A 24,298-nucleotide genomic window follows, 5' to 3' on the forward strand; every position below is an offset into this window, starting at 1 on the left:
TTTTTTGTTCTCCTTCTCAACCAATAACGGAGAGTGGAACAGGAGTAAATACGATGAATCATACGGATTTTATGAAAACAGCGATCGATTTAGCTAGAAGTACGATAGGTCAAACGCGTCCGAATCCCTCCGTAGGAGCTGTCATTGTTAATAGTGGGCGTATCGTAGGGATGGGAGCTCATTTAAAGGCTGGAGAAGGCCATGCCGAAATTCAAGCACTCAAGATGGCGGGCAATCGAGCAAGTGGGAGTACTGCCTATGTGACACTGGAGCCATGTAGTCATCATGGAAAGACGCCTCCTTGTGCTGATGCTTTAATTCAAGCAGGAGTCAAAGAGGTATTTATTGCAAGTCAAGATCCGAATCCCCTGGTCGCAGGAAATGGTGTGACTAAACTAAAGAAAGCAGGCATAGCTGTCCATATTGGGCTTATGGAAGAAGAAGCCTTACAGCTAAACCGGATGTTTTTCCATTACATTACTCAAAAAAGACCATTTGTAACGTTGAAAGCTGCTACAACGCTTGATGGCAAAATAGCAACTCATTCAGGTGATAGTAAATGGATTACGGGGGAAGACTCGAGAAAAGATGTTCATGCCTATCGTCATCAACATGATGCCATTCTTGTAGGTATTGGAACCGTCCTCTCTGATGACCCATCACTAACGACTCGTTTCGGTGAAGGGCTATCGCCGATTAGAATCGTGTTAGATCGTCAATTGAGGATGCCTTCTGACGCTAAAGTAATAAGTGATGAGAATGCAGAAACATGGATCATTACAACAAAACGAGCTGCGCTAAAAAATAAGCGATCTTTCCCAAAACATGTCCAAATCATCGCTGTCACAGATCCACTGCTCCCAATGGATAAAGTTCTTGACCTTTTAGGGGAACGAGAAATTACATCAGTATTTGTTGAAGGTGGTTCAGAAATACACGGTAGCTTTCTTGAATCACGCTCTTTTCAACAAGTTATTACATACATTGCGCCGAAGCTAATTGGTGGGAGTCAATCTCCTACGGCTTTCGGAGGTGCAGGTTTTAAAACGATGAATGAAGCGATCGATTTACAAGTGGATAGCGTAGAACAAATTGGAAATGATATTCGAATTATTTCATCAAGGAGGCTTTCTTAATGTTTACAGGTATTGTGGAAGAAATCGGAAGAGTTGAAAGTGTTCAACAATCAGGAGAATCCATTGCAATGCAAATTGCGGCGTCGACTATTTTAAAAGACGTTCATTTAGGAGATAGCATTTCGATAAACGGCGTGTGCTTAACTGTTACGACGTATACAGACTCTTCTTTTACCGTAGATATTATGCCTGAAACATTTCGTGCAAGCAGTCTTCGTCAGCTAGGGCCAAACTCATCGGTGAATCTTGAGAGAGCTATGTCCGCAAATGGACGCTTTGGTGGTCATTTTGTTTCTGGACATGTTGATGGTGTGGGGAAAATTACTCGTGTAGAACAAATCGATAATGCTGTTTATTATGACATCTCGATTCCGCGAAACCTTTTAATTTACTTTGTTGAAAAAGGCTCAGTTTCTGTTGATGGTACTAGTCTTACGGTCTTTGGAATAGGGGAGCACTCTCTTACTATATCTCTTATTCCCCATACCGTAGAGGAAACGGTGCTTGGGAGAAAAAGAGTGGGAGATACAGTGAATATAGAATGCGATATGCTTGGTAAATACATTATGAAGTACTTGGAGCAAAGAAGCGGTTCAAAACCCGAACCTACTGCTTCACTTGGGAGTCAGTTTTTTGAAGATCATGGATTTAAATAATGGTACTATCAGGAGGGTCATCGTATATGTTTCATACAATAGAAGAAGCGATTTATGATTTAATGCAAGGCCGGGTGGTGATCGTTTGTGATGATGAAGACAGGGAGAATGAAGGGGATTTTATCGCTTTAGCCGATAAAGTCACACCTGAAACAATCAATTTCATGATTACAAAAGGAAGAGGCCTTGTTTGCACGCCGATTACGGAAGAGCGTGCAAATGAACTGAAGTTGAGTCCAATGGTAGATCATAACACAGATTCTCATGGTACAGCGTTTACAGTGAGTGTCGACCACAAAAGTACAACTACAGGAATTTCGGCAGCTGAAAGAGCATCTACAATTCAATACTTAATTAACCCGGATGCTAAACCTTCAGACTTTAATCGACCAGGTCATATTTTCCCATTGATTGCTAAGGATGGAGGGGTCCTTAGAAGAGCAGGTCATACGGAAGCGGCAGTCGATTTGGCACGACTCTCTGGCTCTGCCCCGGCTGGTGTTATTTGTGAAATTATGAAAGAAGACGGTGAAATGGCGCGCGTTCCTGATCTAAAGGAAATTGCTGAAGAGTATGATTTGAAAATGATTACGATTAAAGATCTGATCCAATATCGTAACCGTAAAGATGTTCTTGTTCGAAAAGAAGTAGAAATAGAACTTCCGACTGAGTTTGGTTCTTTTAGAGCGGTAGGGTATTCGAACATTCTTGATCAGAAAGAGCACGTAGCTTTGATTAAAGGAGAAATCTTACCAGATCAACCAACTCTTGTGCGAGTTCACTCTGAATGCTTAACTGGTGATGTGTTTGGATCTTTTCGATGTGACTGTGGTCCACAACTACATGCTGCATTGGCACAAATTGAAGAGGAAGGTCATGGAGTGCTTTTGTATATGCGCCAGGAAGGAAGAGGTATCGGGCTTCTTAATAAAATGAAAGCCTATAAACTGCAAGAACAGGGCTACGACACAGTTGAAGCGAATGAGAAGCTTGGATTTAAGCCTGATTTAAGGGATTATGGAATAGGGGCACAGATTTTGAGAGACCTTGGTGTTTCTAAAATGAACCTTCTGACAAACAATCCTCGTAAAATAGCTGGGTTAACAGGTTATGGTCTTGAAGTAGCATCTAGGGTACCTCTTCAGATGGCTTCTCGAAAAGAGAATGAAAAGTACCTAAAAACAAAACATAGCAAGCTAGGACACATGCTTCATTTCTAAAAATTTACGTATGAAAATAGGAGGATATTAATAATGGGACAAACATTTGAAGGAAACTTGGTTGGATCTGGGTTAAAAGTGGGTATAGTAGTAGGAAGATTTAATGAATTTATTACAAGTAAGTTACTTGGAGGTGCTGAAGACGCATTGAAGCGTCATGGCTTGTCCGTAGAAAACATTGATGTAGCATGGGTTCCTGGAGCATTTGAAATTCCCTTTGCCGCAAAGAAAATGGTTGAAACGGGAAAATATGATGCAATTGTTACGCTTGGTACGGTTATTCGCGGGGCGACACCACACTTTGATTATGTGTGTGGAGAAGTTTCTAAAGGCGTGGCGAATTTAACGATGCAGACGGGTGTACCTGTTATTTTTGGAGTATTAACCACAAATACCATTGAACAAGCTGTTGAACGTGCAGGTACTAAGGCTGGTAACAAGGGCTGGGATGCTGCAACGGCAGCAATTGAAATGGCTAATTTATCAAAATCATTTGAAGGTTGATTATCAGTTCATTTTTGGCTATGATGAGTATGGTATGCGATGAAGGGCAAAAGAGTTTGGAATCGTAAAGCCAAGAAGAGAGAAAGAAAATGGTTGATTCTTAGGTCTGTGTGATCATTGTCATTATCATGCTAGCTGAGCTTGTTCGTCGAATCATTTTAACATTCTAATTGATTTTAGAATAAGTTATTAAACGGAAAGCCAAGAATTACTTTAATGAGGGATAATCATGCTAATTCGTTATAAGAAAGCTCATGAGAAAATAGCCATGGGGCTATTAAGCTTCATGCCGAACGAAAAAGATATTAAGAAACTGCAACAATCGATTAAAGACTATGAGGATATGGATTCTTTGCAGCTTTTTCTTTGGAAAGAAGAAGATATTATTGGATTGCTCGGAATTGAATGGGTAAACGACAACGAAGTAGAGTTAAAGGATATTAGCGTTAATCCTTCCCATCGCCATCAAGGAATTGGAAAACAAATGGTTGAAGCACTTCGAGAAATGCTAAGTGATGAAATATCTATTAAGGGTAATGAATATACGGGGACATTTTTTGAAAGGTGTCACTTGGAAGAAAATATGAAGTAAGATGCAAAGAAAAGGAACGGCTTAGCCGTTCCTTTTCTGTTGTTTTATTTCAAATTGTTGTTTTCTTTCTTCAATTACATCTGATCGATCACGTCTCGTATGACGATGGATAAGTTCTATATTCGAAAGATCGCTTTTACTACCATAAGTACATTCAAGTTCACGACATCTTTCTTCACAAGCCGTTTGAAGGGTGGAGCTTGTGAGAGGAATATCAAATCCCTGGTATGGAGAGTGAGTGTTGATGAGTTGTAACTCTTTTGATAGGTTTTTAGAAAGTTGATCAATATTTATCGCTAATTTATCGAGTTCTTCACTTTCGCTTTTGGAAATGCGTAGGGCATTAGCAATCATTCTCTTTGCCCCTGTGAAATTACCGCGTCGATGGTGGTAGAGGCCAACAGCAATTTGGATAAGACCTACCCAATGAAGTTTACGACTTCCACGCGGATCCTCTTTCCAATGTTCTTCGAGGATTTCATGGCATTCAAAATAATCACGAAGTCCATGGAAATGAGCCAAATAATCAATATAGGCTTTTGAATACATGCTGATTCCTCCATTTCTTTTAGTAGTGTAGCACATGTGTGTTAAATAGATAAAGCGAGTGCTCTTATGGATCAAAATAGTGATCAGTCGTCAGGATGCTATCAAACTGTTAACGATCAATGGAAATCAATTTACGTTAAAAATGAACCGGATGGTTTTCTTGCATTGCTGTAAGCCCCTATTGTAAATGTGATATAATCGGAATACTAGATGGACTTGGATAAAGGAAGATGGAAAATGAAGCAATACAGTGTAAAGGTTGATGCATTTGAAGGTCCATTGGATCTTTTGCTCCACCTTATAAATAAGTACGAAGTGGATATTTATGATATTCCGGTCTCGCAAATTACAGATCAATACTTAACGTTTGTCCATACAATGCAAGAGTTAGAACTTGATGTGGCAAGTGAATATCTTGTTATGGCTGCGACGTTGCTTGCGATAAAAAGCAAAATGCTTCTTCCTCAAAAAGAAGAAGAAATTTTCGAACAGGACCCTGAGTTTGAAGATGATCCCCGTGATGAACTCGTTCAACGTCTTGTTGAGTATCGAAGGTTTAAAGAGGCTGCGAATGATTTAAAGGAAAAAGAAAGTAGTCGAAGCCTTATTTATGCTCGGCCACCTGTGGATACTAGTGAATTTAGTCATGAGGATAGTCAAACCTCCATTGGCGACGTTACATTGTATGATATGCTTGCGGCATTTCAAAAAATGTCCAGACGTGTAAAGGAAAAGAAACCAAAGCGTACACGGATTCAAAGTGAAGATGTTCCTATTGAAGATCGAATGAACGCTATTCGGAACCAGCTACGAGGAAGTGGAAAGACGCGTTTTAGTGATCTTTTTAGTGAAAAGGATCGTGGGCATATGATTGTGACGTTTCTTGCAGTCCTTGAGTTAATGAAAACGAGAGATGTGGCTTGTGAACAAGATAAAAACTTTGGCGAAATTATGATTTTTGAACGAGAAGGGAAGGCATCAGTGTGACAAACGAAGAAATAAAAAGCATTATCGAAAGTCTTCTATTTGTAGTTGGTGATGAAGGGATCACAGTGAAAGATCTTTGTGAAACCATCTCATTGGAAGAAGACACCCTTCTAAGTGCAATAAGTGATTTGCAGGATGAATACAATGAAAAAGATCGCGGTTTTAAAATTAGTTTTATTGGTGGTGGCTATCAGCTCACTACAAATGCTAAAAATGCTCCCTATATCGAAAAACTAGTAGCGACACCAGGTAATCATACTTTATCGCAGGCAGCTCTTGAAACACTTGCGATCGTCGCCTACAAGCAACCAATAACAAGGGTAGAAATAGAAGAAATTCGCGGTGTTAAAACGGATAAGCCTTTACAAACTTTAATGAGTAAATTGCTCATTAAAGAAGCGGGCAGAGCCGAAAAAGCTGGAAGAGCGATTTTATATGGAACAACTAGAGAGTTTCTATTTCATTTTGGTTTAAGCTCAATCAAGGATCTACCCCCTTTACCTGATGGGACAGAAGATAAGGAAGATGAGGAAGCAGACTTGTTTTTTGAGAAGTTTCAGGAAATCTCTGAGTAGATGCTAAGTTCGATCATGATGAAGGAGGACAATCGATGCGGTTAACTCATGTTGCTTTCGAGGAGCTTCAAAAAGATCGTGCAAACTCCCCTGAAGATTCATTCGTTCGTTCTACAATAACGTATGAGGAGAATGGAAAGGTAAAGCGATTTCATGTTTTATATCCTGGTGTTTTTGCAGAAACTGCCATTAAAGAATTTTGGGATTATGAGACCCCCATTCACGAAGCAATCGCACTGAATCTCCTTTCATCTTATCCGAATCGAAAACGTTTGTATATTAGTAGTGAAAATGAGTTTGTTGATCCGCTTAAGAAGGCGGATTTACAAGAGCTTCTCGCGATCATCCATGAGATAAAAACAACAGGTACGTATTTACATTCAAACAAAGAAAAGATGCCTCCATACTGAGGCATCTTTTTTATGCTTTGACTATGTTCGCATATATTGATGTATCATTTTTGGCTCAAATGAGTGAATCTTCCATTCTTTTCTAGTTATTAACGGTTCTAGAATAAAAATGAAATAAACTTCGAACACTAATTGAAAAGAGTAGGAATAGGAGCTCAGATCAATGATACTATCGATCGGAAAATCTTTACCCCCTCATTGTCTTCTACAAACAGAAGCTGCGACTTTTGCTAAAAGGCAATTTGGTCCACATTTTAAAAATATAGATCGTCTGCTACCTGTTTTTCAAAGTGCTGAAATAGATAAAAGATATTTCGCTATGCCACTAGAATGGTATAGTAGTGGCCCAACATTTGAAGAAAAAAACGAAAAATACGTTTCTCTTTCTGTTGAATACGCTAAAGAAGCAATATTGGACTGTCTGAACAATCCCTTTTACTTAAATGAAATGATTGATTGTAGAGATATCGATGCAATATTTTTTGTGTCAACAACAGGTATTTCTACACCGAGTATAGAGGCTAGAATTATGAATGTCCTACCATTCTCTCCACATACAAAACGGATCCCCATCTGGGGACTTGGTTGTGCAGGTGGTGCTGCAGGTATTGCAAGAGCGAATGATTATTGTCTTGCCCATCCTGATCAAGCTGTTCTAGTAGTGAATGTTGAGCTGTGTAGTCTTACTTTTCAACATGGTGACTTTTCCAAGAGCAACCTTATTGGAACAGCACTTTTTGCTGATGGGATATCAGCTGTACTTTTGACAGGTGAGACTTCATCTCTTCTTAGGCGTTCAACCTTGCCGAGCATTCCAGGCATCGTCGCCACACGCTCCACATTAATGAGAGATTCAGAAGATGTGATGGGATGGGAAGTTAGCAACGAAGGCTTGCACGTAGTGTTCTCTAAGTCTATTCCCGCGATTGTGTCAAGTTGGCTTGAACCTAATGTTCTGGAATTCCTCTCTATTCAAGAGAAGACCACGCAAGAAATAGATTATTTTATTGCCCATCCAGGAGGAACAAAAGTATTAACAGCATATGAAGAAGCTCTCGGATTCGATAAGTCGATGACTGCAGTATCGAGAAATGTATTAAAAGAATATGGAAATATGAGTTCAGTTACCGTTATTTACGTACTAGACCAGTTTTTGAGAAATGGGTGTAAACATGGACATCTTGGATTAATGGCAGCTCTCGGACCTGGTTTTTGTTCAGAACTGCTGCTGCTAGAATGGAAAAAGGAGCATAAAAAATGGGGCTAATATTTACTGGGGTTTTTATCCTTCTTGTGTTTCAAAGATTAATTGAACTATATATAGCTAAAAAAAATGAAAAGTGGATGAAAGAGCAGGGAGCAAGAGAAGTTGGAAAAAATCATTATAAATACATTGTGCTGCTACACATTTTCTTTCTTTTCGCAGTAGCGATTGAAGCGATTTTACGAGGTTTCACTCTCTCCTTCGTCTGGTCTGTTATGCTGTTTGTGTTTCTTTTGGCTCAATGCCTTCGAGTCTGGACAATTAGAAGTCTGGGCCGCTTTTGGAATACAAAAATAATCGTCCTACAAGATGCAGATGTTGTAAAAAAGGGTCCTTACCGATTTTTGAAACACCCTAACTATTTAATTGTGGCACTAGAAATTCTCTCTTTGCCACTTATTTTCTCCTCTTACTTCACTGCGATTGTTTTTACCGTGCTAAATGCAGTATTACTTCTGAGAGTTCGTATTCCCGCTGAAGAGAAAGCGTTAAAAGAGTCGACCAATTATCCCGTGATGTTTCCGAATGCCGAAAAGGAATGAAAGACATATACTGCGTCTCTTGCTCATAGACTTGTACAAATATAGAGCTTAAGGGACGTGGATGTCATGATGAAATCACTTAAGACAAAAATTGGCGTCTTTATTTTAATTGCTGCTCTGCTGTTTCTCATGATTCCAAGAGGAGTAGTAGCAGAGGGAGTAGGCGTCTCAGCGAGAAGTGCCATACTAATTGAACAAGAAACAGGAAGAGTCCTTTACGAAAAAGATGCCTATACACAAAGACGAATAGCGAGTATCACAAAAATTATGACTGCGATCATTGCGATTGAGTCAGGTAAAATGAATGAAACAGTAAAAATTAGTGGAAACGCTGCTGGGACAGAAGGTTCCTCTCTCTATTTAAAAGAAGGAGAGAAAATAACACTTGAAAATTTGGTATACGGTTTAATGCTTCGTTCTGGTAATGATGCTGCTGTGGCAATTGCTGAAGAAGTTGGAGGCAGTTTAGAAGGCTTTGTTACATTGATGAACCAGAAAGCAGAAGAAATTGGGATGTCGCACACAATATTTATGAATCCTCATGGACTTGATGATCATGAGAATCATCTATCGACAGCTTATGACATGGCTATCCTAACACAGTACGCCATGGATAATGACACTTACCGTATTATTTCAAGTACTAAAGTACATAAGGCACCCAATGCGACAGAGGATTGGGATTATGTATGGCGTAATAAAAATAAGCTGTTAACTAGTTTATACTCTGATTCCACTGGTGGGAAAACGGGATACACAAAGCGAGCTAAGCGTACACTCGTTTCTACTGCTGAACGTGATGGTATGATTCTTATTGCTGTTACTTTAAATGCGCCTGATGATTGGAATGATCATATTTCGATGTTTAATTGGGGTTATAGTAACTATGAGCTGACTCTACTTGAGCCTAAAGGGATTATTAAAGATGTGAAGGATGAACCTTACAAAGGCAATGTGAGATTGAATCGAGATCTTTACTATCCTTTAACCTCAGAAGAAAGAGATCAAATTGATTCCACCATCCAACTTGTAGAACCTCCAGATGAAAGTAAGTGGGATGAAATGAGGTCAACAGATGATCCTGTTGGAATGTATGTTGTAAAACTAAATAACAAGACAATTGTGAAAGCACCAATTACTTTTGACTCCGTTGAAAAAAAGGAAAAAGGATTATGGGGATTTTTTAAAGGGTTATTTTCATTAGATATCGGACGTGAGCCGAATGGTTAATCTCATCTGGGCTGGCTTATTTCTCATTGGTATTCTATTTGCTCTAATTAATGGAACGATGGAAGAGGTCAATAAAGCAATATTTACTGGGGCTGAAGAAGCGATAGCTGTTTGTATAGGGTTGTTAAGTGTTCTTATTTTCTGGCTTGGATTGATGAAGATTGCTCAGAAAGCAGGACTGTTAGACCTTTTGGGAAGAGGATTTAAACCGATAGCTCGGAAGCTGTTTCCGGAAGTTCCCCCTGATCATCCTGCAATGGGATATATTCTCTCGAACATGATGGCGAATATGTTCGGCCTTGGAAATGCAGCTACGCCAATGGGGATAAAGGCAATGGAAGAGTTAAAAAAGCTCAATGATATGAAAGATAATGCAACAAGGTCAATGATTACCCTCCTAGCGCTCAATACATCAAGTTTAACTCTCATCCCAACTAGTGTTATAGCTATTCGGATGAAATATGGATCAGTTTCACCAACGGAAATTGTTGGTACAACAATTGCTGCTACAGCATGTTCTACAATTGGAGCTCTCTTCATTGATCGGTTTTTCTATCGAAGAAGCAAAAGGGGAGGATCTCTGTGAATGCATCGATCTGGATTATCCCTTTATTGATCGGGTTTATTCTTGCGTACGGAACGTGGAAAAGAGTACCAACTTATGAAACCTTTGTAGAAGGAGGTAAAGAAGGGCTTTCTATTGCGGTTTCGATCGTTCCTTATTTGGTAGGCATGATGGTAGCGATTTCTGTTTTTCGAGCATCTGGTGCAATGGCCTTTCTTAGTGGATTATTAAGAGTACCACTAGAAGCGATTGGGGTACCTACAGAAATCGTTCCTTTGGCTCTCATTCGCCCGATTTCTGGTACCGGTGCGCTTGCGATGACAACGGATATTATTAGCACATATGGGCCAGATTCCTTTATTGGGAGGCTAGCCTCTACCATGCAAGGAAGTACAGATACGACGCTTTATGTCATTACGGTTTACTTTGGGGCGATTGGCATCAAACGAATGGGAAATGCTCTTAAAGTTGGATTGTTAGCAGATTTAGTCGGGATGGCAGCAGCGATTATATTTGTCACTCTCGTATTTGGATAGAAGCCATCTTATTCGATGGCTTTTTTTATTGTAACGGAATGTTTGGAACATTCCTGTTTGAGCATAATAAATGATAGAATGAATCTGTGCTTGAGGTTTGACTGTGACAAGAGTATGATGTTTTAGTGAGGTGAATTTGATGGAACGTTTGCAAAAAGTAATTGCTCAAGCTGGAGTAACGTCCAGACGAAAAGCAGAAACATTGATTGAAGAAGGTAGAGTGAAAGTTAACGGCAAAGTCGTAACTGAACTCGGTACAAAGGTGTCTGAGCGCTGTAAAATTGAAGTAAACGGGATTCCGGTAGAACGTGAAGAGCCGGTTTATTTTTTGTTTTATAAACCAACAGGCGTCATTTCAACAGTAGAAGATGATAAAGGAAGAAAGGCTGTCACCGATTATTTCCATGAAATCGAAGAACGGGTTTTTCCTGTTGGACGACTTGATTACGATACGTCAGGTGTTTTGCTCTTAACGAATGATGGTGATTTTGCGAATAAGCTGATGCACCCAAGTTATCATGTAGACAAAGTGTACGTTGCTAAAGTGAAAGGCTTAATGAATAAAGAGACCATTCAAAAGCTTGAGCGAGGTGTGCAGCTAGAAGACGGAAAGACTTCGAAAGCACGAGCTAGAATTCTATCCGTTGATAAACAAAAAGGAAAATCAATTGTAGAATTGACCATTCATGAAGGTAAGAATCGCCAGGTACGCCGTATGTTCGAAACATTAGGTTACCCTGTGCAAAAGTTAAAGAGAGAACGATATGGTTTTCTTGAGTTGACTGGAATGAATCCTGGAGATTATCGTGAGCTAAAACCTTACGAAGTGAAGCAGCTTCGTAACCAAGCTGTCACACAAAATTCAAAAAAACGATAAGGTGACCCCTTATCGACACGTTATAGTGAGAGTAGTATTGCTTTGTTTGATTGGAGTTGGTTGAATGAAAAAGAAAAACCGGCTGATCGTGCGGACTGTTATATTGACTATCGTGTTTATAGCAGTCGGCTATACGTTCTATACAAACTTTTTTGCAAATGAAAGCGGAATCGTACAGGCCGGAGATCAAGCGCCAAACTTTATTTTAACGGATTTAGACGGAAATGAAGTAGAGCTTGAGGACTACAGAGGGAAAGGCGTCTTTCTGAATTTTTGGGCAACCTATTGCGAGCCTTGTAAAGATGAGATGCCAGCGATGGACAAGAAGTATAAAGAATACAAAGAAAAAGGCGTCGAAATACTTGCAGTAAATGTTTCGGAACCTAAATTGACTGCCGAAAGCTTTGCTGATCGGTATAACCTTAGTTTTCCGGTGTTGCTTGATAAAAGCAATGATGTAACTAATCACTATGGAGTTGGGCCAATTCCAGTAACCTTTTTAATTGACAAGAATGGCAAGGTCGTTCAAAAAACGGAAGCCAGCCTTTCAGAGGAAGTAATTGATAGCTATATGAAGCAAATCCAACCGTAATGGGGTGTTCCAATGAGCAACAATAACATCACCTGTGAATGCGGACATGTGAACCCTTATGGAACTGAGATATGCGAAGTATGTGGTAAACCGCTTCAAGGAGATTTAGAATCTAAGAAACTGCTTAATATGAGATACGAGGGAAGTGCACGGAGGTCTCAAACGTACAAAACGACGATCATCGATAAGATCTGGAATTTCTTCTCATCTGTTAAGGTCGGAATCTGGATCATCGTCTTGTTGCTAGTAGCTTCAGCGATAGGCACTATTTTCCCTCAAGAAATGTACATACCACCGCTGTCAGACCCGACAGTTTATTACAAGGAACAATACGGCGTACTTGGTCAATTGTATTATGACCTGGGTTTTCATAACTTATACGGCTCATGGTGGTATATGTTATTAATTGCCGCATTGGGACTTTCGCTCATTGTAGCCAGTCTCGATCGGTTTGTCCCGCTTTATCGCTCATTAAAGAAGCAGCGAGTCATTCGCCATGAAAGTTTCATGAAGCGCCAGAAGTATTTTGGTAAGACGGAAATCAGCCATGATTCGCCTGACTTAAACGGCATTAAACAAGCATTAGAAAATAAAAGGTACAATGTTAAAGAAGAAAATGGTCATTTATTTGCTGAGAAAAATCGCTTCTCCAGATGGGGACCTTACGTAAATCATATCGGACTCATTCTCTTTCTCATCGGCGGAATGCTCCGCTTTTTCCCTGGAATGTATGTCGATGAGGTGCTCTGGTTAAGAGAAGGTGAAACAGAGAAGATCAAAGGGACGGAAGAAGCCTATTATTTAAAAAGTGATGGTTTTATTCTAGAAACTTATGATAATGAAGATGAGAAATTTAAAGATGCGATTGAAGAGTCTGGACAAGCAGTCGTGGCAAAGAACTATCAAACGGATGCTATTTTATACAAGCAGGTTGGTGAAAGAGTAGCTGGGACGGATCCAGAACTTGAGAAAGTGAAAGAACATCCGATTCAAGTTAATAAACCGCTTAAGTTTGAAGGGTATGCCATTTACCAGGTAGATTATAAATTGAATGAACTTCAGAAGATGTCATTTACTATGGACAATAAAGAGTCCGGAGAGTCTATAGGTGACCTTACTATTGATCTTTATAATCCTGAGAAAGAATACAACCTTGAAAACGGCTACAGCGTTGAAGTAATGGACTACTTCCCAGATTTTGAATTTAATGACAAGGGTGAGCCAACAACTAAATCTAAAGTTCCGAATAATCCTGCATTTATACTTAATATGGTTTCTCCAGAACATCCTGACGGAGAAGTAGCTTTTGTTGCGATTAAGCAGAACTTAGAGCCTCTTGGAGAAAATGATTACAAAATGTCGTTTCAAAATGTAGATACAAAAAATGTTTCCGGTTTAGTCGTAAGGAAAGACAATACATTATGGATTTTAGCGATCGGCGGCGCAATCTTCATGATTGGTGTTATTCAAGGGATGTATTGGAACCATCGAAGAATTTGGATTCGAAAAGGGAATGACGAAATGTGGTTATCCTGTCACACGAATAAAAACTGGTATGGTTTGAAACGAGAGCTAGAAAGCATTACAAAAGAGACTGGTCTGGATATGCCACTTGATCAGTCGGAAGAAAAGAAATAGATGTTTAGCACGAAAGGAGGCAAGATAAGATGGCTCAATTAAGCAGTAACTTGCTTTATGTTGCTTTCTTTATCTACTTTGCAGCAAGTATTGTATTCGCTATTTCTTTGTTTGGTAAGAAGTGGAGAAAGTCGGATGAAGTGACCCATTCAAAAAAATGGGGAATGTGGGGATTTGCTCTTTCCACAGTGGGATTTCTTTTTCAGCTGAGCTATTTTATTACAAGGTGGATTGCTGCAGGGCATGCACCAGTTAGTAACTTGTTTGAATTTACAACATTCTTTGGGATGGCGATGGTATTCGCTTTCTTAATCATTTATCTGATATATAAGAGCAATGTTATCGGAGTATTTGCAATGCCTGTTGCAATTATTGTGATTGCTTATGCAAGTGTATTCCCATCAGATATTCAGCCACTTATTCCAGCTTTACAAAGTAACTGGCTCAAAATTCATGTTACAACAGCTGCTCTTGGTGAGGGGATTCTAGCCATTAGCTTTGCAGCAGGACTTGTTTATCTAGTTAAAACAGTCAATCAATCTAAAGCGAGCAAATCAACTTTCTGGCTTGAGTTTGTCATGTACTCACTCATTAGCACGATTGCATTTGTTGTCCTATCACTTGGATTTGAAGCTGCTGGGTATTCTTCTACTTATCAATTTGTTGATCAAAATGAGCAGCAGATAACAGTGGATTATACATTGCCAGCCATAGCAGGGCCGACAGGCGGCCAATATGTTAGTGGAAATGAATTTGGACCTCTTTTTGAAGCACCCGGATGGATGAAAGGGGAAAAAGCTGCACATAAGTTAAATACGTTAATCTGGTCGATATTTGGTGGTCTGATCTTGTATGGTCTGGTCCGATTAATTTTAAGGAAACGAATTGGAGCTGCCATTCAACCAGCACTTAAAAATGTGAATGAAGAATTGGTAGATGAAATACAGTACCGTGCAGTAGCGATTGGTTTCCCAGTGTTTACATTAGGAGCACTTATTTTCGCCATGATCTGGGCGCAGGCTGCTTGGACACGCTTCTGGGGTTGGGATCCAAAAGAGGTTTGGGCTCTTGTTACATTCCTTTTTTATGCTGCATATCTTCACCTTCGTCTTTCAAGAGGATGGCAAGGTGAGAAATCAGCCTGGCTTGCTGTAGTAGGTTTTGTCATCATTATGCTCAACCTTGTTGTCGTCAACCTTGTTATTTCTGGACTTCATTCTTATGCATAACTTCGAAAACCTTCACGATTTGTGAAGGTTTTCTTATAAGGTGAGAGGTGAATGCGGTTTCTCATCACTGGTCTGGATTGCTATAGGCATGGTAGAATAGAACACATGAGCTCATGTAGGAGGGAATCTTCTTGGAAAAAGATGCACGAATATTAGTAGTAGATGATGAAGAGCGTATTAGAAAGCTATTGCGCATGTATCTTGAGAGAGAGAATTATGAAATAGAAGAAGCTGAAAATGGAGAACAAGCCCTGGAAATGGCAATTGAGGATGATTTCGATCTTATTTTACTTGATTTAATGCTTCCGGGAATGGATGGTACAGAAGTTTGTCAGCAAATGCGTGAACAAAAAGCCACTCCTGTGATCATGCTTACAGCAAAAGGGGAAGAGGCTAATCGCGTACAGGGGTTTGAAGTAGGGGCTGATGACTATATTACAAAACCATTTAGTCCAAGAGAAGTCGTTCTTCGCGTTAAAGCACTTTTAAGAAGATCATCGACGACGAAATTTTTACAAACCGAAACCACAACTAAAAACGTAATTGTATTTCCGTATTTAACAATCGATCATGACGCTCATAGGGTGTTAGCGGAGGAACAAATTATTAATTTAACACCGAAAGAATATGAGCTATTGTATTATCTTGCAAAAGCTCCAGATAAAGTGTTCTCGAGAGAAGAGCTGTTAAAAGATGTCTGGAATTATGAATTTTTTGGAGATCTCCGAACAGTTGATACGCACGTGAAGAGACTAAGAGAGAAGCTAAATAAAGTATCACCAAATGCTGCTGCAATGATTTCAACAGTATGGGGAGTGGGTTATAAATTCGAGGCAGTTAAAGAATAATGATTTGGAGAAGCGTTGTTGGTAAGCTGTGGCTTACAATCATCTTACTTGTAGCATTTGTGCTATCCATCTTAACAATTCTATTGCTTCAATTTTTTGAAGACTTTCATGTTGAAAAAGAAGCAGAGCAAATGGAGCGACTCGCTAATAAAGTGGCTTCTGTTATTGAACGATATGATGATCGAGAGCAGGCGCTTGACACAGCCTGGGAAATCACAGATTTTTATCCTACTAGGGTTATGATCGTTGAAAATGACAGCCAGGGGGATAGTAGGTATTCGCCCAATGCCCATGGGTTACCAGAGCTGTCATTGGATGTGTTTAAAAAAGACCCTATCTTAAAAGGGGTATTTACTGATCGGGAAACGGTTGTTAAAAAGGGAGATTTCGTTACAGATGAAGCGGCCGCATCGCATAATGAACTTCTAATCGTCGGTGTGCCCATGGAACTTGATGGAGAAGATAACGGAGAGGTATTTCTTTACCAATCCCTTGACGTTATAGCAAAGACAACGAGTCAGGCTAGAAATTTAATTTACATAGCTGCCGGGATTGCCATTGTTTTAACGACAATCTTTGCCTTCTTCTTATCTACTCGTATTACCGCTCCACTTCTGAAAATGAGAGAAGCAGCTACAGAGGTTGCAAAAGGGAAGTTCGATACAAAAGTTCCGATGGTGACCCACGATGAAATTGGCGAACTTTCTGTTGCGTTTAACCGTATGGGGCGCCAACTCAATAACTATGTTACAGCGTTGAATCAAGAGAAGGAACAGCTTTCTAGTATTTTAAGCAGTATGGCGGATGGCGTTATTACCTTTGATAAAACTGGTGCCATATTAAGCACGAATCCCCCTGCTGAACGTTTTTTGAAAGCCTGGTATTACGAGCAGGGAATGGAAGAAAAGCCTGGTAATGAAGTACCTGAGGATATCAATGAATTGTTTAGTCTTGTTGTAACACTTGAGCGGGAACAGTTAACAGAAGTTGAACTACAGGGGCGGAGCTGGGTTGTTGTAATGACGCCACTTTATAACCAATCTGCTATTCGGGGAGCGGTTGCTGTCTTTAGGGATATGACAGAAGAACGTCGTTTGGATAAGCTTAGGAAGGATTTTATCGCGAATGTGTCTCATGAGCTTAGAACCCCAATTGCGATGCTCCAAGGATATAGTGAAGCGATCGTAGATGATATCGCAAGTAGTGACGAGGAAAAGAAAGAGGTCGCTCAAATCATTTACGATGAATCCTTGCGGATGGGAAGGCTAGTGAATGAACTGCTCGATTTAGCTAGAATGGAAGCCGGTCACAACGAATTGCATTATAGCAGTATTCATATGCAAGATTTTGGACAAAGAATAGTAAGGAAATTTTCCGGACTTGCTCGAGATCGACAAGTGGAATTAAATTTCCATGTTTCAAATGATGAAAGAATGTTAAAGATTGATCCTGATAGAATTGAACAGGTATTAACGAATTTAATAGACAACGCTGTGAGACATACACCAGGAGGAGGGGAAGTAAGATTATTAATTACTTCCCTTGAGAAAGGCGTTCAGTTCGATGTGAAAGATACTGGTTCTGGCATTCCTGAAGATGATCTTCCATTCGTGTTTGAGCGTTTCTACAAAGCCGACAAAGCTCGTACAAGAGGAAGGTCAGGTACGGGTCTAGGGCTTGCCATTGCTCGTAACATTGTGGAATCTCACCATGGCCACATTTCCGTTCACAGCAAGAGCGGAGAAGGAACAACGTTTTCTTTCTATATACCTGATAAAGGGAAAGAGTGACAGGCACTCCGTCGATATACTCAAAGAGTTTCCGAATTAACCGGAAGCTCTTTGTTTTGATTTGTGACATTTTATACCGAAGAAAAAGAGTGACGAATAGGTATCCTTGTTTCCCGTTAATGCGTTACAATAACAAGTGGAAGAGTCAAACTAGTTCGATAAAAGGAGCTGAAGCTTTGTATACTGACTATCACAATCACTTAGAAAAAGGTACATTAACTCTTGATTATTTATCTCAGTTTGTTGAAGAAGCAAAGCGCAAAAATGTAAGCCATTTTGGGATTTCCGAACATGCTTATCATTTTTATGAAACAGAAAATATTTTAAGCAATCCGTGGGTTAACGAAAGAAGATGGTACAACATGGATGATTACGTTCGTCTTTTTCAGGAAGCGGAAAAACAGGGGATGGACGTTAAGATGTCTATTGAAATGGATTATACCCCAGGTAAACATCAAGAAATGAAAGATTTTATTTCTAGCTATCGATTTGATTATGTCATTGGATCCATTCATTGGGTTGAAGACTTTGGGATTGATCTAGCAGAATATCGTCATCTTTGGGATGAACGTGATATTAATACGGTTTACCGCAAATATTTTGATCAAGTTGTCACACTGGCAGAATCAAATTTGTTTGATATCGTAGGTCATCTCGACCTTGTAAAGATATTTAAATACAAACCTGAAAGCCGTGATTTTCTACTTGAACAATATGACCGAGCGACAAATGCTTTATCTCATTCCAAAACATGCGTGGAAATTAGTACAGCGGGGTTGCGTAAGCCAGTAGGAGAATTGTATCCTGATCCTGAACTTCTTAAAATGTGTTACGAAAAAGATATTCCAATTGTCCTCTCATCAGATGCGCACGTTCCGGGAGACGTTGGTGCAGACTATGATAAGGCAGTTGAGCTTGCTAAATCAGTTGGATATTCTAAATTAATGACGTTCGAAAAAGGAGAGCGGAAGTCGATATCGTTATAAATATAGGTGAGTGAAGATAAGTTGTTGCTCAAATGGGCGCACAAATCAGAGGGATAAAAATGCAACAAAAAAAGAACGGGAGCTAATTGCTCCCGTTCCTTTTTAGATGAATTAAACGCCGCCGATTTGTTCTACTTTTACGATATCTTGCACTTCTTCGAGAGTTTCTTCAATATTTTTTGGTAATGCATTATCAAAAGATAACATCATAATCGCTTCCCCACCTGCTGTCTTTCTTCCAACTTGCATGGTGGCGATGTTAATCTTATGTTCCCCTAGAACCTTTCCTACGTTTCCAATGACACCAGGACGGTCATTGTGCTGAATATAGAGCAGGTGACCTTGAGGATGGAAGTCAATATCAAATCCATTTAACTGAGTAATGCGATCTCCATATTCTTTAATATATGTTCCTTGAAGTGAGAAGGCCTCTTTATCCCCTTTTACTGTTACAGAAATAAGATTTGAGTATCCCTGTGTTTCAGAACTATGTTTCTCACCGTAAGTGATCCCTCTTTCTCTTGCGATAGAAGGGGCGTTTACTTCATTAACGGTAGTGTCCAGTCTTGATTTAAGGAAGGAAGCCATTAAATTCCTTGTCAAGATTGCTGTATCTAATTCAGTTAGCTTTCCGGCATAAGTGACTTCTACGAGATTTACTGCTGATTTCATACATTGTGAGAGTATACTTCCCATCTTACGAGTTAGTTCGTAATATGGTTTGATTTTTTCGTATTCTTCTTTTGAAAAACCAGGGAGGTTGATCGCATTTCGAATTGGTTTCTCTTTCAGGAAGTGTAGTACTTCGTCTGCTACCTGTGCAGCAACATTAAGTTGAGCTTCTTTTGTAGAAGCCCCAAGGTGTGGAGTTGCAATAACTTGATCAAAGCTTAAGAGAGGGTGGTCAGCCTCTGGTGGTTCTGCCACAAACACATCAAGTGCTACGCCGCCAATGTGACCTGATTCGAGGTAAGGAATGAGTGATTCTTCATCAATAATTCCTCCACGAGCACAGTTAATTAAGAAAACACCTTTTTTAGTTTTTGCTAGCGTTTCTTTATTTAAGAGTCCACGTGTTTTATCAGTTAAAGGAGTATGAACAGTGATAATATCTGCCGTTTGAAGCAGCTGATCCAAATCAACGGACTCTACATCGAGTTTTTCCGCTCGATCATTTGTTAGGAATGGATCAAATACGACGACATCCATACCAAACGCTCTAGAGCGTCTAGAAAGCTCTGTACCGATACGTCCCATTCCTACAATACCAAGGGTTTTTCCACTTAACTCTGTTCCGACATACTGTTTTCTCATCCATTGTCCATTTTTCAATGACGATGTTCCCTGAGGTATATTTCGAACGAGTGAAGCCATCATAGCAAAAGTATGTTCTGTTGTTGAGATAGTATTGCCATCAGGTGCATTAACTACAATGACGCCTCGTTTCGTTGCGGCATCAATATCGATATTATCAACACCGACACCTGCTCTTGCAACAATCTTAAGCGAAGGCATTAGATCGAGCACTTCTTCTGTTACTTTTGTCGCGCTTCTTACAAGCAGGGCTTCATACCGATCCAGACGATCAGTGAAGTCATTTAATGATCCAATGTCACATGTTATCGTGCTTTCATTTAAAAGCGGCTGTAAGCCATCTTCCTTAATACCATCAGTTACTAAAACGTAAGCCAACTTCTCCACTCCCTTTGTCTCTCTCTTCTCATTTTTTAGAAAACTTAATAACTTACTTTTTATCATGAAAGCACTAAAGTGTCAATTTCATTAGGAACATTTTTTAGTGAAAAAGATGCGAAAATAAAAAATCCCCGGTATTTAAACCGGGGATTCCATTCTTTATTATTCGAATTTTGTAGCGTCTCCGTCAAATGACTCATCAGCAATCTTAATAGAATCAGTAGGACAGCCTTCAAACGCATCCATCATATCTTCATGAAGTACATCTGGAATTTCAACGATACCTTCGTTGTCATCGAGGGTTACAAATGCGATACCTTCGTCGTCGTAATCATAAATATCAGGTGCAGCGGCGCCGCAGGCACCACAAGCAATACATGTGTCTTTATCTACAATAGTATACTTAGCCATGATTTAACCTCCTATTCAATACTTCTATATGCCTTTCATCGTCATTTTATGCGTAAATGAAAGTATTTAATAACCTTATTGTAAAGGTCGCGCCTTGACTTTTCAATAGTTTAATCCTTTTATTACCGCCTAATTGAATGTTACCCGGTTTTAAAATAAGTAAACAGATGAAAAAATTTGATACAATATAAAGAAGAAGGAATTGGGTGATTGATACATGCAATATTTAGATGGTGTGCTATTATATATTTTTGACTGTTTTAGAGGAGAGCGTTCACTATCAGCCGTTTTCCATCTCCTTACTGGGAAAAAATCTTCACAAACGATTCAGGATGCAAAACTATTTAACGTTTCAAATTTTTTTGGTGTTTTGAATCGAATCAAACGATCTCAACTCGTAGATCATTCCGCTAAGCTTCAAAAAGTTAAATTGATTGAGCCTAACCAACATGATGGGTTTAAGGTCACATTAAAAGGCAAAGAAAAATTGGGCGCTTTCCTGGTGGATAATCCTATTCCCACATACTTAGAAGGATGGAAGTATCATTCTATTAGTGATTTATTCTGGCAGCGGCTTAGTTTATACGTTCAAACGCTATCTTATTCAATCCATGGAAACATGAATTTTTATCCTATAAGCAAAGAAGAGAATATTCAAAACTGGGTCAGGCTTCACTTTCCAAGCGTGAAAGAACAGCGAGCCATTTTAGCAAATGATTTGTACAAAGAAATATCAGCTATTTTACTCCACCTCCCATCACATCATGCGGCATTATTTGTCAATCGGCTAAGTGGTAAAGGAAGGACAGGACTTACTTTTGCTCAAATGAGTACATCGAACAAGATTAGTGTTGAAGAAGCTACAGTACAATTTCAGAATGTAATTCATGCTTTTCTTACGTATATTCAAAATAATCCTCTTAAATTCCCTATATTGGGAACAGTGGCGAAAGGGTATGAGGGCGAGTGGCCGTTGACGTCTTCAACGAGGCAGACGTATACCATTCTTCAATCGGGAGTGTCACTTGAACAAATAGCTCAAAGGCGTCGATTAAAGAGAAGCACGATCGAGGATCACCTCGTAGAAATTGCAATAAATGTACCTGGCTTCTCAATTGATCCTTTTGTATCTCAAGATGCACAGAGGGAAATACGATTAGCGAGCGAGAAATTAAACAGTCAGCGTTTAAAAACAATCAAACAGTATTTAGATGATAATTATTCATACTTTGAAATCCGATTAACACTTTGTAAGGAAGGGATTTAATGGCTTTGACAGACTTGTTATACAAGCATTTTGGATACCGCGAATTTCGTCAAGGACAGCAGGAAATCATCTTGGATGTGCTAGAAGGAAAAGACGTTTTTGCAATGCTTCCTACAGGTGCAGGTAAATCGCTATGTTATCAACTTCCAGCATATGCAGGCCTGGCACATATTCTTATTGTTTCGCCTCTCATATCGTTAATGGAAGATCAAGTACAGCAATTAAAAGCACAAGGAGAAAAGCGAGTCGTTGCGTTAAATGGTTTTCTTCCCTTTGAGAAACGAATCTCGATTCTAAAAAACTTATCGCGTTACACCTTTATTTACGTATCACCAGAAATTCTTCAAAATAAGTTTGTGCAAGATGCTTTAACTCAATTGGATTTAGGGTTAATGGTCGTGGATGAAGCACATTGTATTTCTCAATGGGGCCATGATTTTCGAACAGACTATTTAAAACTTGGTGTGATTAGAGACAAGCTTGGTAAACCTCCGGTTCTTGCGTTAACAGCTACAGCTACAGATGAAGTGCGGAATGATGTTATGGATCAATTGCACATGAAGATACCCGCTATTCATATACACAGCGTCGATCGACCTAACATTGCTATTAAGCTAGATAAATTGCCTTCACTTGAAACGAAAATCCAAGCGTTAAAGCGGTATGCTAATGAGTTAGAAGGGCCTGGAATCATCTATTTCTCAAGCAGGAACTGGGCAGATAGAATTGCAAAAGAATTAAATGATGACGTGAAAACCGTAGCATCTTATCACGCAGGAATGGAGCAGGAAGATCGGTTATTAATACAGCAGCAGTTTCTAAATGATGAGCTATCCATTGTTTGCTCGACAAATGCTTTTGGAATGGGCATTAACAAGAGCAACATTCGATTTGTGATTCATTTTCATCCCCCAGCTACAATCGAAAGCTATTTGCAAGAAATTGGTCGAGCGGGAAGGGATCAAAATCAAGCGATAGCTATTCACTTGTATACAGAAGAAGATGAATTTCTACCCCTTTCATTTATTGATGGAGAACTGCCTAAAGAGGTGCAAATTAAAGAAGTTATGAGAGACTTATCTAGCCGATCAGGTGAAACATATTCAAGTAGCCAAATAGAAAATGAAGGCGCGAAGTTTGGGTTGAATGAAACGGCGTGGCGTTATTTGTTCCACCGTCTAGAAGTTGAAGGAGTGATAGAGGATAAAGTTATTCGCTCTTTTGAGGTCGATTCTACTTTAATGAAAATAATAGATGAAACAGAAATCCGGCGTAAAGAAAAACTTGTTAAGTGGTTTGGATTCAAAAGCTGGTTAGAAGAAGAGCAGTGTCGAAGAAAAGGTTTATTAGCTAGGTTCGGTGAAACGAATCATATTATTAACCCATGTTGTGATTATTGTGGTTTAAACCTTGAAGATTATGCGGCTAGTCATGATCACAGTGATTCCTCACCACAAGAAGAATTTGACTGGGATGCTGAACTGAAACGGATGCTGACAGTGGGCGGGGAGGATACCAGTGATAAACCGACAGGCTGAAATAGTAAAACAATTAACTGATCGTGAGCTGGTATTAAATGTTTACTTAACACAGGCGATCATGCTTATTCTAGCCTTTGTACTGGGAGCTTTTCTATTTGGGGAGGTATGGTTTCTTCCTAAAATTGTAGAATTTAATTGGAGTGACATAGTCTACCTAGGAGGTGGTGCAGGCTTATTCGTTGTTCTAGCTGATCTTCTTTTGATGAAATCTCTTCCGGATGAGAAATTAGATGATGGAGGGATTAACGAACGGATATTTTCCAAGCTTTCTGTGCATCATATTTTCTTTTTGTCATTTCTTATATCTTTTAGTGAGGAACTGATGTTTCGAGGAGTCATTCAAACACACTTCGGACTAATACTTTCAAGTGTATTATTTGCAATGATACATGTTAGGTATCTTGCTAAGCCAGTATTATTCACATCTGTTGTAGGAATCAGTTTTTTGCTAGGTATTTTATATGAGGTGACAGGTAATGTTCTTGTCACGATGTCAGCTCATTTTTTTATTGATTTTATTATGGGTTGTTTGATAAAAAGGAAAACACGTCTGTGAGTAACTACATCATGAAAGGTGAGTCTTATGAAAAACGATCGTCCGCTACCCTCTAGGAAGGAATTCCATCGGAAAAAGGAAAAACAAAAAAAAGCAGTCACG

Annotated in this window: 26 protein-coding genes; 23 read left to right on the top strand and 3 right to left on the bottom strand. The window is 39.4% G+C overall.

Features of this window, described 5'->3' with window-relative positions; translation table 11 throughout:
* Nucleotides 1-53 precede the first annotated feature (53 nt).
* From ribD to ACIFPW_RS17270, 5 genes are all read left to right on the top strand, one after another.
* Complete coding sequence (gene ribD, locus ACIFPW_RS17250; protein ID WP_430246135.1) at nucleotides 54-1,136, top strand: bifunctional diaminohydroxyphosphoribosylaminopyrimidine deaminase/5-amino-6-(5-phosphoribosylamino)uracil reductase RibD; 1,083 nt, start codon at nucleotides 54-56, stop codon at nucleotides 1,134-1,136.
* Nucleotides 1,136-1,792: a riboflavin synthase gene (gene ribE, locus ACIFPW_RS17255; RefSeq protein WP_303530893.1), complete on the top strand. Its 657-nt coding sequence runs from the start codon at nucleotides 1,136-1,138 to the stop codon at nucleotides 1,790-1,792. The genes ribD and ribE overlap by 1 nt, the downstream gene beginning before the upstream one ends.
* 26 nt (nucleotides 1,793-1,818) lie before the next feature.
* The gene (locus ACIFPW_RS17260; protein ID WP_194221983.1) at nucleotides 1,819-3,012 is read left to right on the top strand and encodes a bifunctional 3,4-dihydroxy-2-butanone-4-phosphate synthase/GTP cyclohydrolase II; all 1,194 of its coding nucleotides are present in this window, start codon (nucleotides 1,819-1,821) and stop codon (nucleotides 3,010-3,012) included.
* 33 nt (nucleotides 3,013-3,045) lie between these two features.
* Complete coding sequence (ribH, locus tag ACIFPW_RS17265; RefSeq protein WP_430246138.1) at nucleotides 3,046-3,516, top strand: 6,7-dimethyl-8-ribityllumazine synthase; 471 nt, start codon at nucleotides 3,046-3,048, stop codon at nucleotides 3,514-3,516.
* 229 nt (nucleotides 3,517-3,745) lie between these two features.
* Complete coding sequence (locus tag ACIFPW_RS17270) at nucleotides 3,746-4,108, top strand: GNAT family N-acetyltransferase (protein ID WP_194221981.1); 363 nt, start codon at nucleotides 3,746-3,748, stop codon at nucleotides 4,106-4,108.
* A gap of 21 nt (nucleotides 4,109-4,129) precedes the next feature.
* On the opposite strand, the gene ACIFPW_RS17275 is transcribed toward ACIFPW_RS17270, so the two are convergent.
* Nucleotides 4,130-4,657 carry a DUF309 domain-containing protein gene (locus ACIFPW_RS17275; RefSeq protein ID WP_430246140.1) on the bottom strand — a complete coding sequence of 176 codons (528 nt, stop codon included), beginning with the start codon at nucleotides 4,655-4,657 and terminating at the stop codon, nucleotides 4,130-4,132.
* A gap of 237 nt (nucleotides 4,658-4,894) precedes the next feature.
* On the opposite strand from ACIFPW_RS17275, the gene ACIFPW_RS17280 reads away from it, so the two are divergent.
* The 15 genes from ACIFPW_RS17280 to ACIFPW_RS17350 all read left to right on the top strand — a co-directional run bounded on the left by ACIFPW_RS17280 (nucleotide 4,895) and on the right by ACIFPW_RS17350 (nucleotide 18,726).
* Nucleotides 4,895-5,644, top strand: coding sequence for a segregation/condensation protein A (locus ACIFPW_RS17280; protein WP_430246142.1), 750 nt, complete (start codon nucleotides 4,895-4,897; stop codon nucleotides 5,642-5,644).
* On the top strand, nucleotides 5,641-6,219 hold the full coding sequence (gene scpB, locus ACIFPW_RS17285; RefSeq protein ID WP_194221978.1) for an SMC-Scp complex subunit ScpB: 579 nt from the start codon (nucleotides 5,641-5,643) through the stop codon (nucleotides 6,217-6,219). The genes ACIFPW_RS17280 and scpB overlap by 4 nt, the downstream gene beginning before the upstream one ends.
* Nucleotides 6,220-6,254: 35 nt before the next feature.
* Nucleotides 6,255-6,629, top strand: coding sequence for a hypothetical protein (locus ACIFPW_RS17290; protein WP_430246144.1), 375 nt, complete (start codon nucleotides 6,255-6,257; stop codon nucleotides 6,627-6,629).
* Nucleotides 6,630-6,792: 163 nt separating this feature from the next.
* Nucleotides 6,793-7,896, top strand: a complete 1,104-nt coding sequence (locus ACIFPW_RS17295; RefSeq protein ID WP_430246146.1) for a type III polyketide synthase — start codon at nucleotides 6,793-6,795, stop codon at nucleotides 7,894-7,896.
* Nucleotides 7,887-8,435: an isoprenylcysteine carboxyl methyltransferase family protein gene (locus ACIFPW_RS17300; RefSeq protein WP_430246148.1), complete on the top strand. Its 549-nt coding sequence runs from the start codon at nucleotides 7,887-7,889 to the stop codon at nucleotides 8,433-8,435. The genes ACIFPW_RS17295 and ACIFPW_RS17300 overlap by 10 nt, the downstream gene beginning before the upstream one ends.
* A gap of 69 nt (nucleotides 8,436-8,504) precedes the next feature.
* Nucleotides 8,505-9,665 carry a D-alanyl-D-alanine carboxypeptidase family protein gene (locus ACIFPW_RS17305; RefSeq protein ID WP_430246218.1) on the top strand — a complete coding sequence of 387 codons (1,161 nt, stop codon included), beginning with the start codon at nucleotides 8,505-8,507 and terminating at the stop codon, nucleotides 9,663-9,665.
* Nucleotides 9,658-10,251 carry a nucleoside recognition domain-containing protein gene (locus tag ACIFPW_RS17310; RefSeq protein ID WP_430246150.1) on the top strand — a complete coding sequence of 198 codons (594 nt, stop codon included), beginning with the start codon at nucleotides 9,658-9,660 and terminating at the stop codon, nucleotides 10,249-10,251. Before ACIFPW_RS17305 ends, ACIFPW_RS17310 begins: the two co-directional genes overlap by 8 nt.
* Nucleotides 10,248-10,766 (top strand): spore maturation protein, encoded by a 519-nt coding sequence (locus ACIFPW_RS17315; protein WP_408962613.1) that lies wholly within the window; start codon nucleotides 10,248-10,250, stop codon nucleotides 10,764-10,766. The genes ACIFPW_RS17310 and ACIFPW_RS17315 overlap by 4 nt, the downstream gene beginning before the upstream one ends.
* 139 nt (nucleotides 10,767-10,905) lie before the next feature.
* Nucleotides 10,906-11,643: a pseudouridine synthase gene (locus ACIFPW_RS17320; protein WP_194221972.1), complete on the top strand. Its 738-nt coding sequence runs from the start codon at nucleotides 10,906-10,908 to the stop codon at nucleotides 11,641-11,643.
* A 64-nt stretch (nucleotides 11,644-11,707) separates the two neighbouring features.
* Nucleotides 11,708-12,235 carry a thiol-disulfide oxidoreductase ResA gene (gene resA / locus ACIFPW_RS17325; RefSeq protein ID WP_194221971.1) on the top strand — a complete coding sequence of 176 codons (528 nt, stop codon included), beginning with the start codon at nucleotides 11,708-11,710 and terminating at the stop codon, nucleotides 12,233-12,235.
* A gap of 12 nt (nucleotides 12,236-12,247) precedes the next feature.
* Entirely contained in the window at nucleotides 12,248-13,873 is a 1,626-nt protein-coding gene (resB, locus tag ACIFPW_RS17330) for a cytochrome c biogenesis protein ResB (RefSeq protein WP_430246153.1), read from the top strand.
* Nucleotides 13,874-13,902: 29 nt separating this feature from the next.
* Entirely contained in the window at nucleotides 13,903-15,102 is a 1,200-nt protein-coding gene (gene ccsB / locus ACIFPW_RS17335) for a c-type cytochrome biogenesis protein CcsB (RefSeq protein ID WP_430246155.1), read from the top strand.
* Between the two features lie 131 nt (nucleotides 15,103-15,233).
* Nucleotides 15,234-15,950 (top strand): response regulator transcription factor, encoded by a 717-nt coding sequence (locus ACIFPW_RS17340; RefSeq protein ID WP_194221968.1) that lies wholly within the window; start codon nucleotides 15,234-15,236, stop codon nucleotides 15,948-15,950.
* A complete protein-coding gene (locus ACIFPW_RS17345; protein ID WP_430246158.1) occupies nucleotides 15,950-17,740 on the top strand; it encodes an ATP-binding protein in 1,791 nt (596 codons plus the stop codon). The genes ACIFPW_RS17340 and ACIFPW_RS17345 overlap by 1 nt, the downstream gene beginning before the upstream one ends.
* Before the next feature lie 176 nt (nucleotides 17,741-17,916).
* Nucleotides 17,917-18,726, top strand: coding sequence for a histidinol-phosphatase (locus ACIFPW_RS17350; RefSeq protein WP_194222325.1), 810 nt, complete (start codon nucleotides 17,917-17,919; stop codon nucleotides 18,724-18,726).
* A gap of 111 nt (nucleotides 18,727-18,837) precedes the next feature.
* On the opposite strand, the gene serA is transcribed toward ACIFPW_RS17350, so the two are convergent.
* Nucleotides 18,838-20,418 (bottom strand): phosphoglycerate dehydrogenase, encoded by a 1,581-nt coding sequence (gene serA / locus ACIFPW_RS17355; protein WP_430246160.1) that lies wholly within the window; start codon nucleotides 20,416-20,418, stop codon nucleotides 18,838-18,840.
* A gap of 165 nt (nucleotides 20,419-20,583) precedes the next feature.
* Entirely contained in the window at nucleotides 20,584-20,832 is a 249-nt protein-coding gene (locus ACIFPW_RS17360; RefSeq protein ID WP_194221965.1) for a ferredoxin, read from the bottom strand.
* A 217-nt stretch (nucleotides 20,833-21,049) separates the two neighbouring features.
* On the opposite strand from ACIFPW_RS17360, the gene ACIFPW_RS17365 reads away from it, so the two are divergent.
* Genes ACIFPW_RS17365 through ACIFPW_RS17375 form a run of 3 tightly spaced genes read left to right on the top strand, consistent with a single transcriptional unit; the run spans nucleotide 21,050 to nucleotide 24,196 of the window.
* On the top strand, nucleotides 21,050-22,099 hold the full coding sequence (locus ACIFPW_RS17365) for a helix-turn-helix domain-containing protein (protein WP_430246162.1): 1,050 nt from the start codon (nucleotides 21,050-21,052) through the stop codon (nucleotides 22,097-22,099).
* The gene (locus ACIFPW_RS17370; RefSeq protein ID WP_430246165.1) at nucleotides 22,099-23,637 is read left to right on the top strand and encodes a RecQ family ATP-dependent DNA helicase; all 1,539 of its coding nucleotides are present in this window, start codon (nucleotides 22,099-22,101) and stop codon (nucleotides 23,635-23,637) included. Before ACIFPW_RS17365 ends, ACIFPW_RS17370 begins: the two co-directional genes overlap by 1 nt.
* Entirely contained in the window at nucleotides 23,618-24,196 is a 579-nt protein-coding gene (locus ACIFPW_RS17375; RefSeq protein ID WP_430246167.1) for a CPBP family intramembrane glutamic endopeptidase, read from the top strand. The genes ACIFPW_RS17370 and ACIFPW_RS17375 overlap by 20 nt, the downstream gene beginning before the upstream one ends.
* Nucleotides 24,197-24,298 lie beyond the last annotated feature (102 nt).

The sequence above is a fragment of the Pseudalkalibacillus sp. NRS-1564 genome (genome assembly GCF_050467905.1).
GTDB classification, from domain to species: Bacteria; Bacillota; Bacilli; order Bacillales; family Guptibacillaceae; genus Guptibacillus; species Guptibacillus hwajinpoensis_B.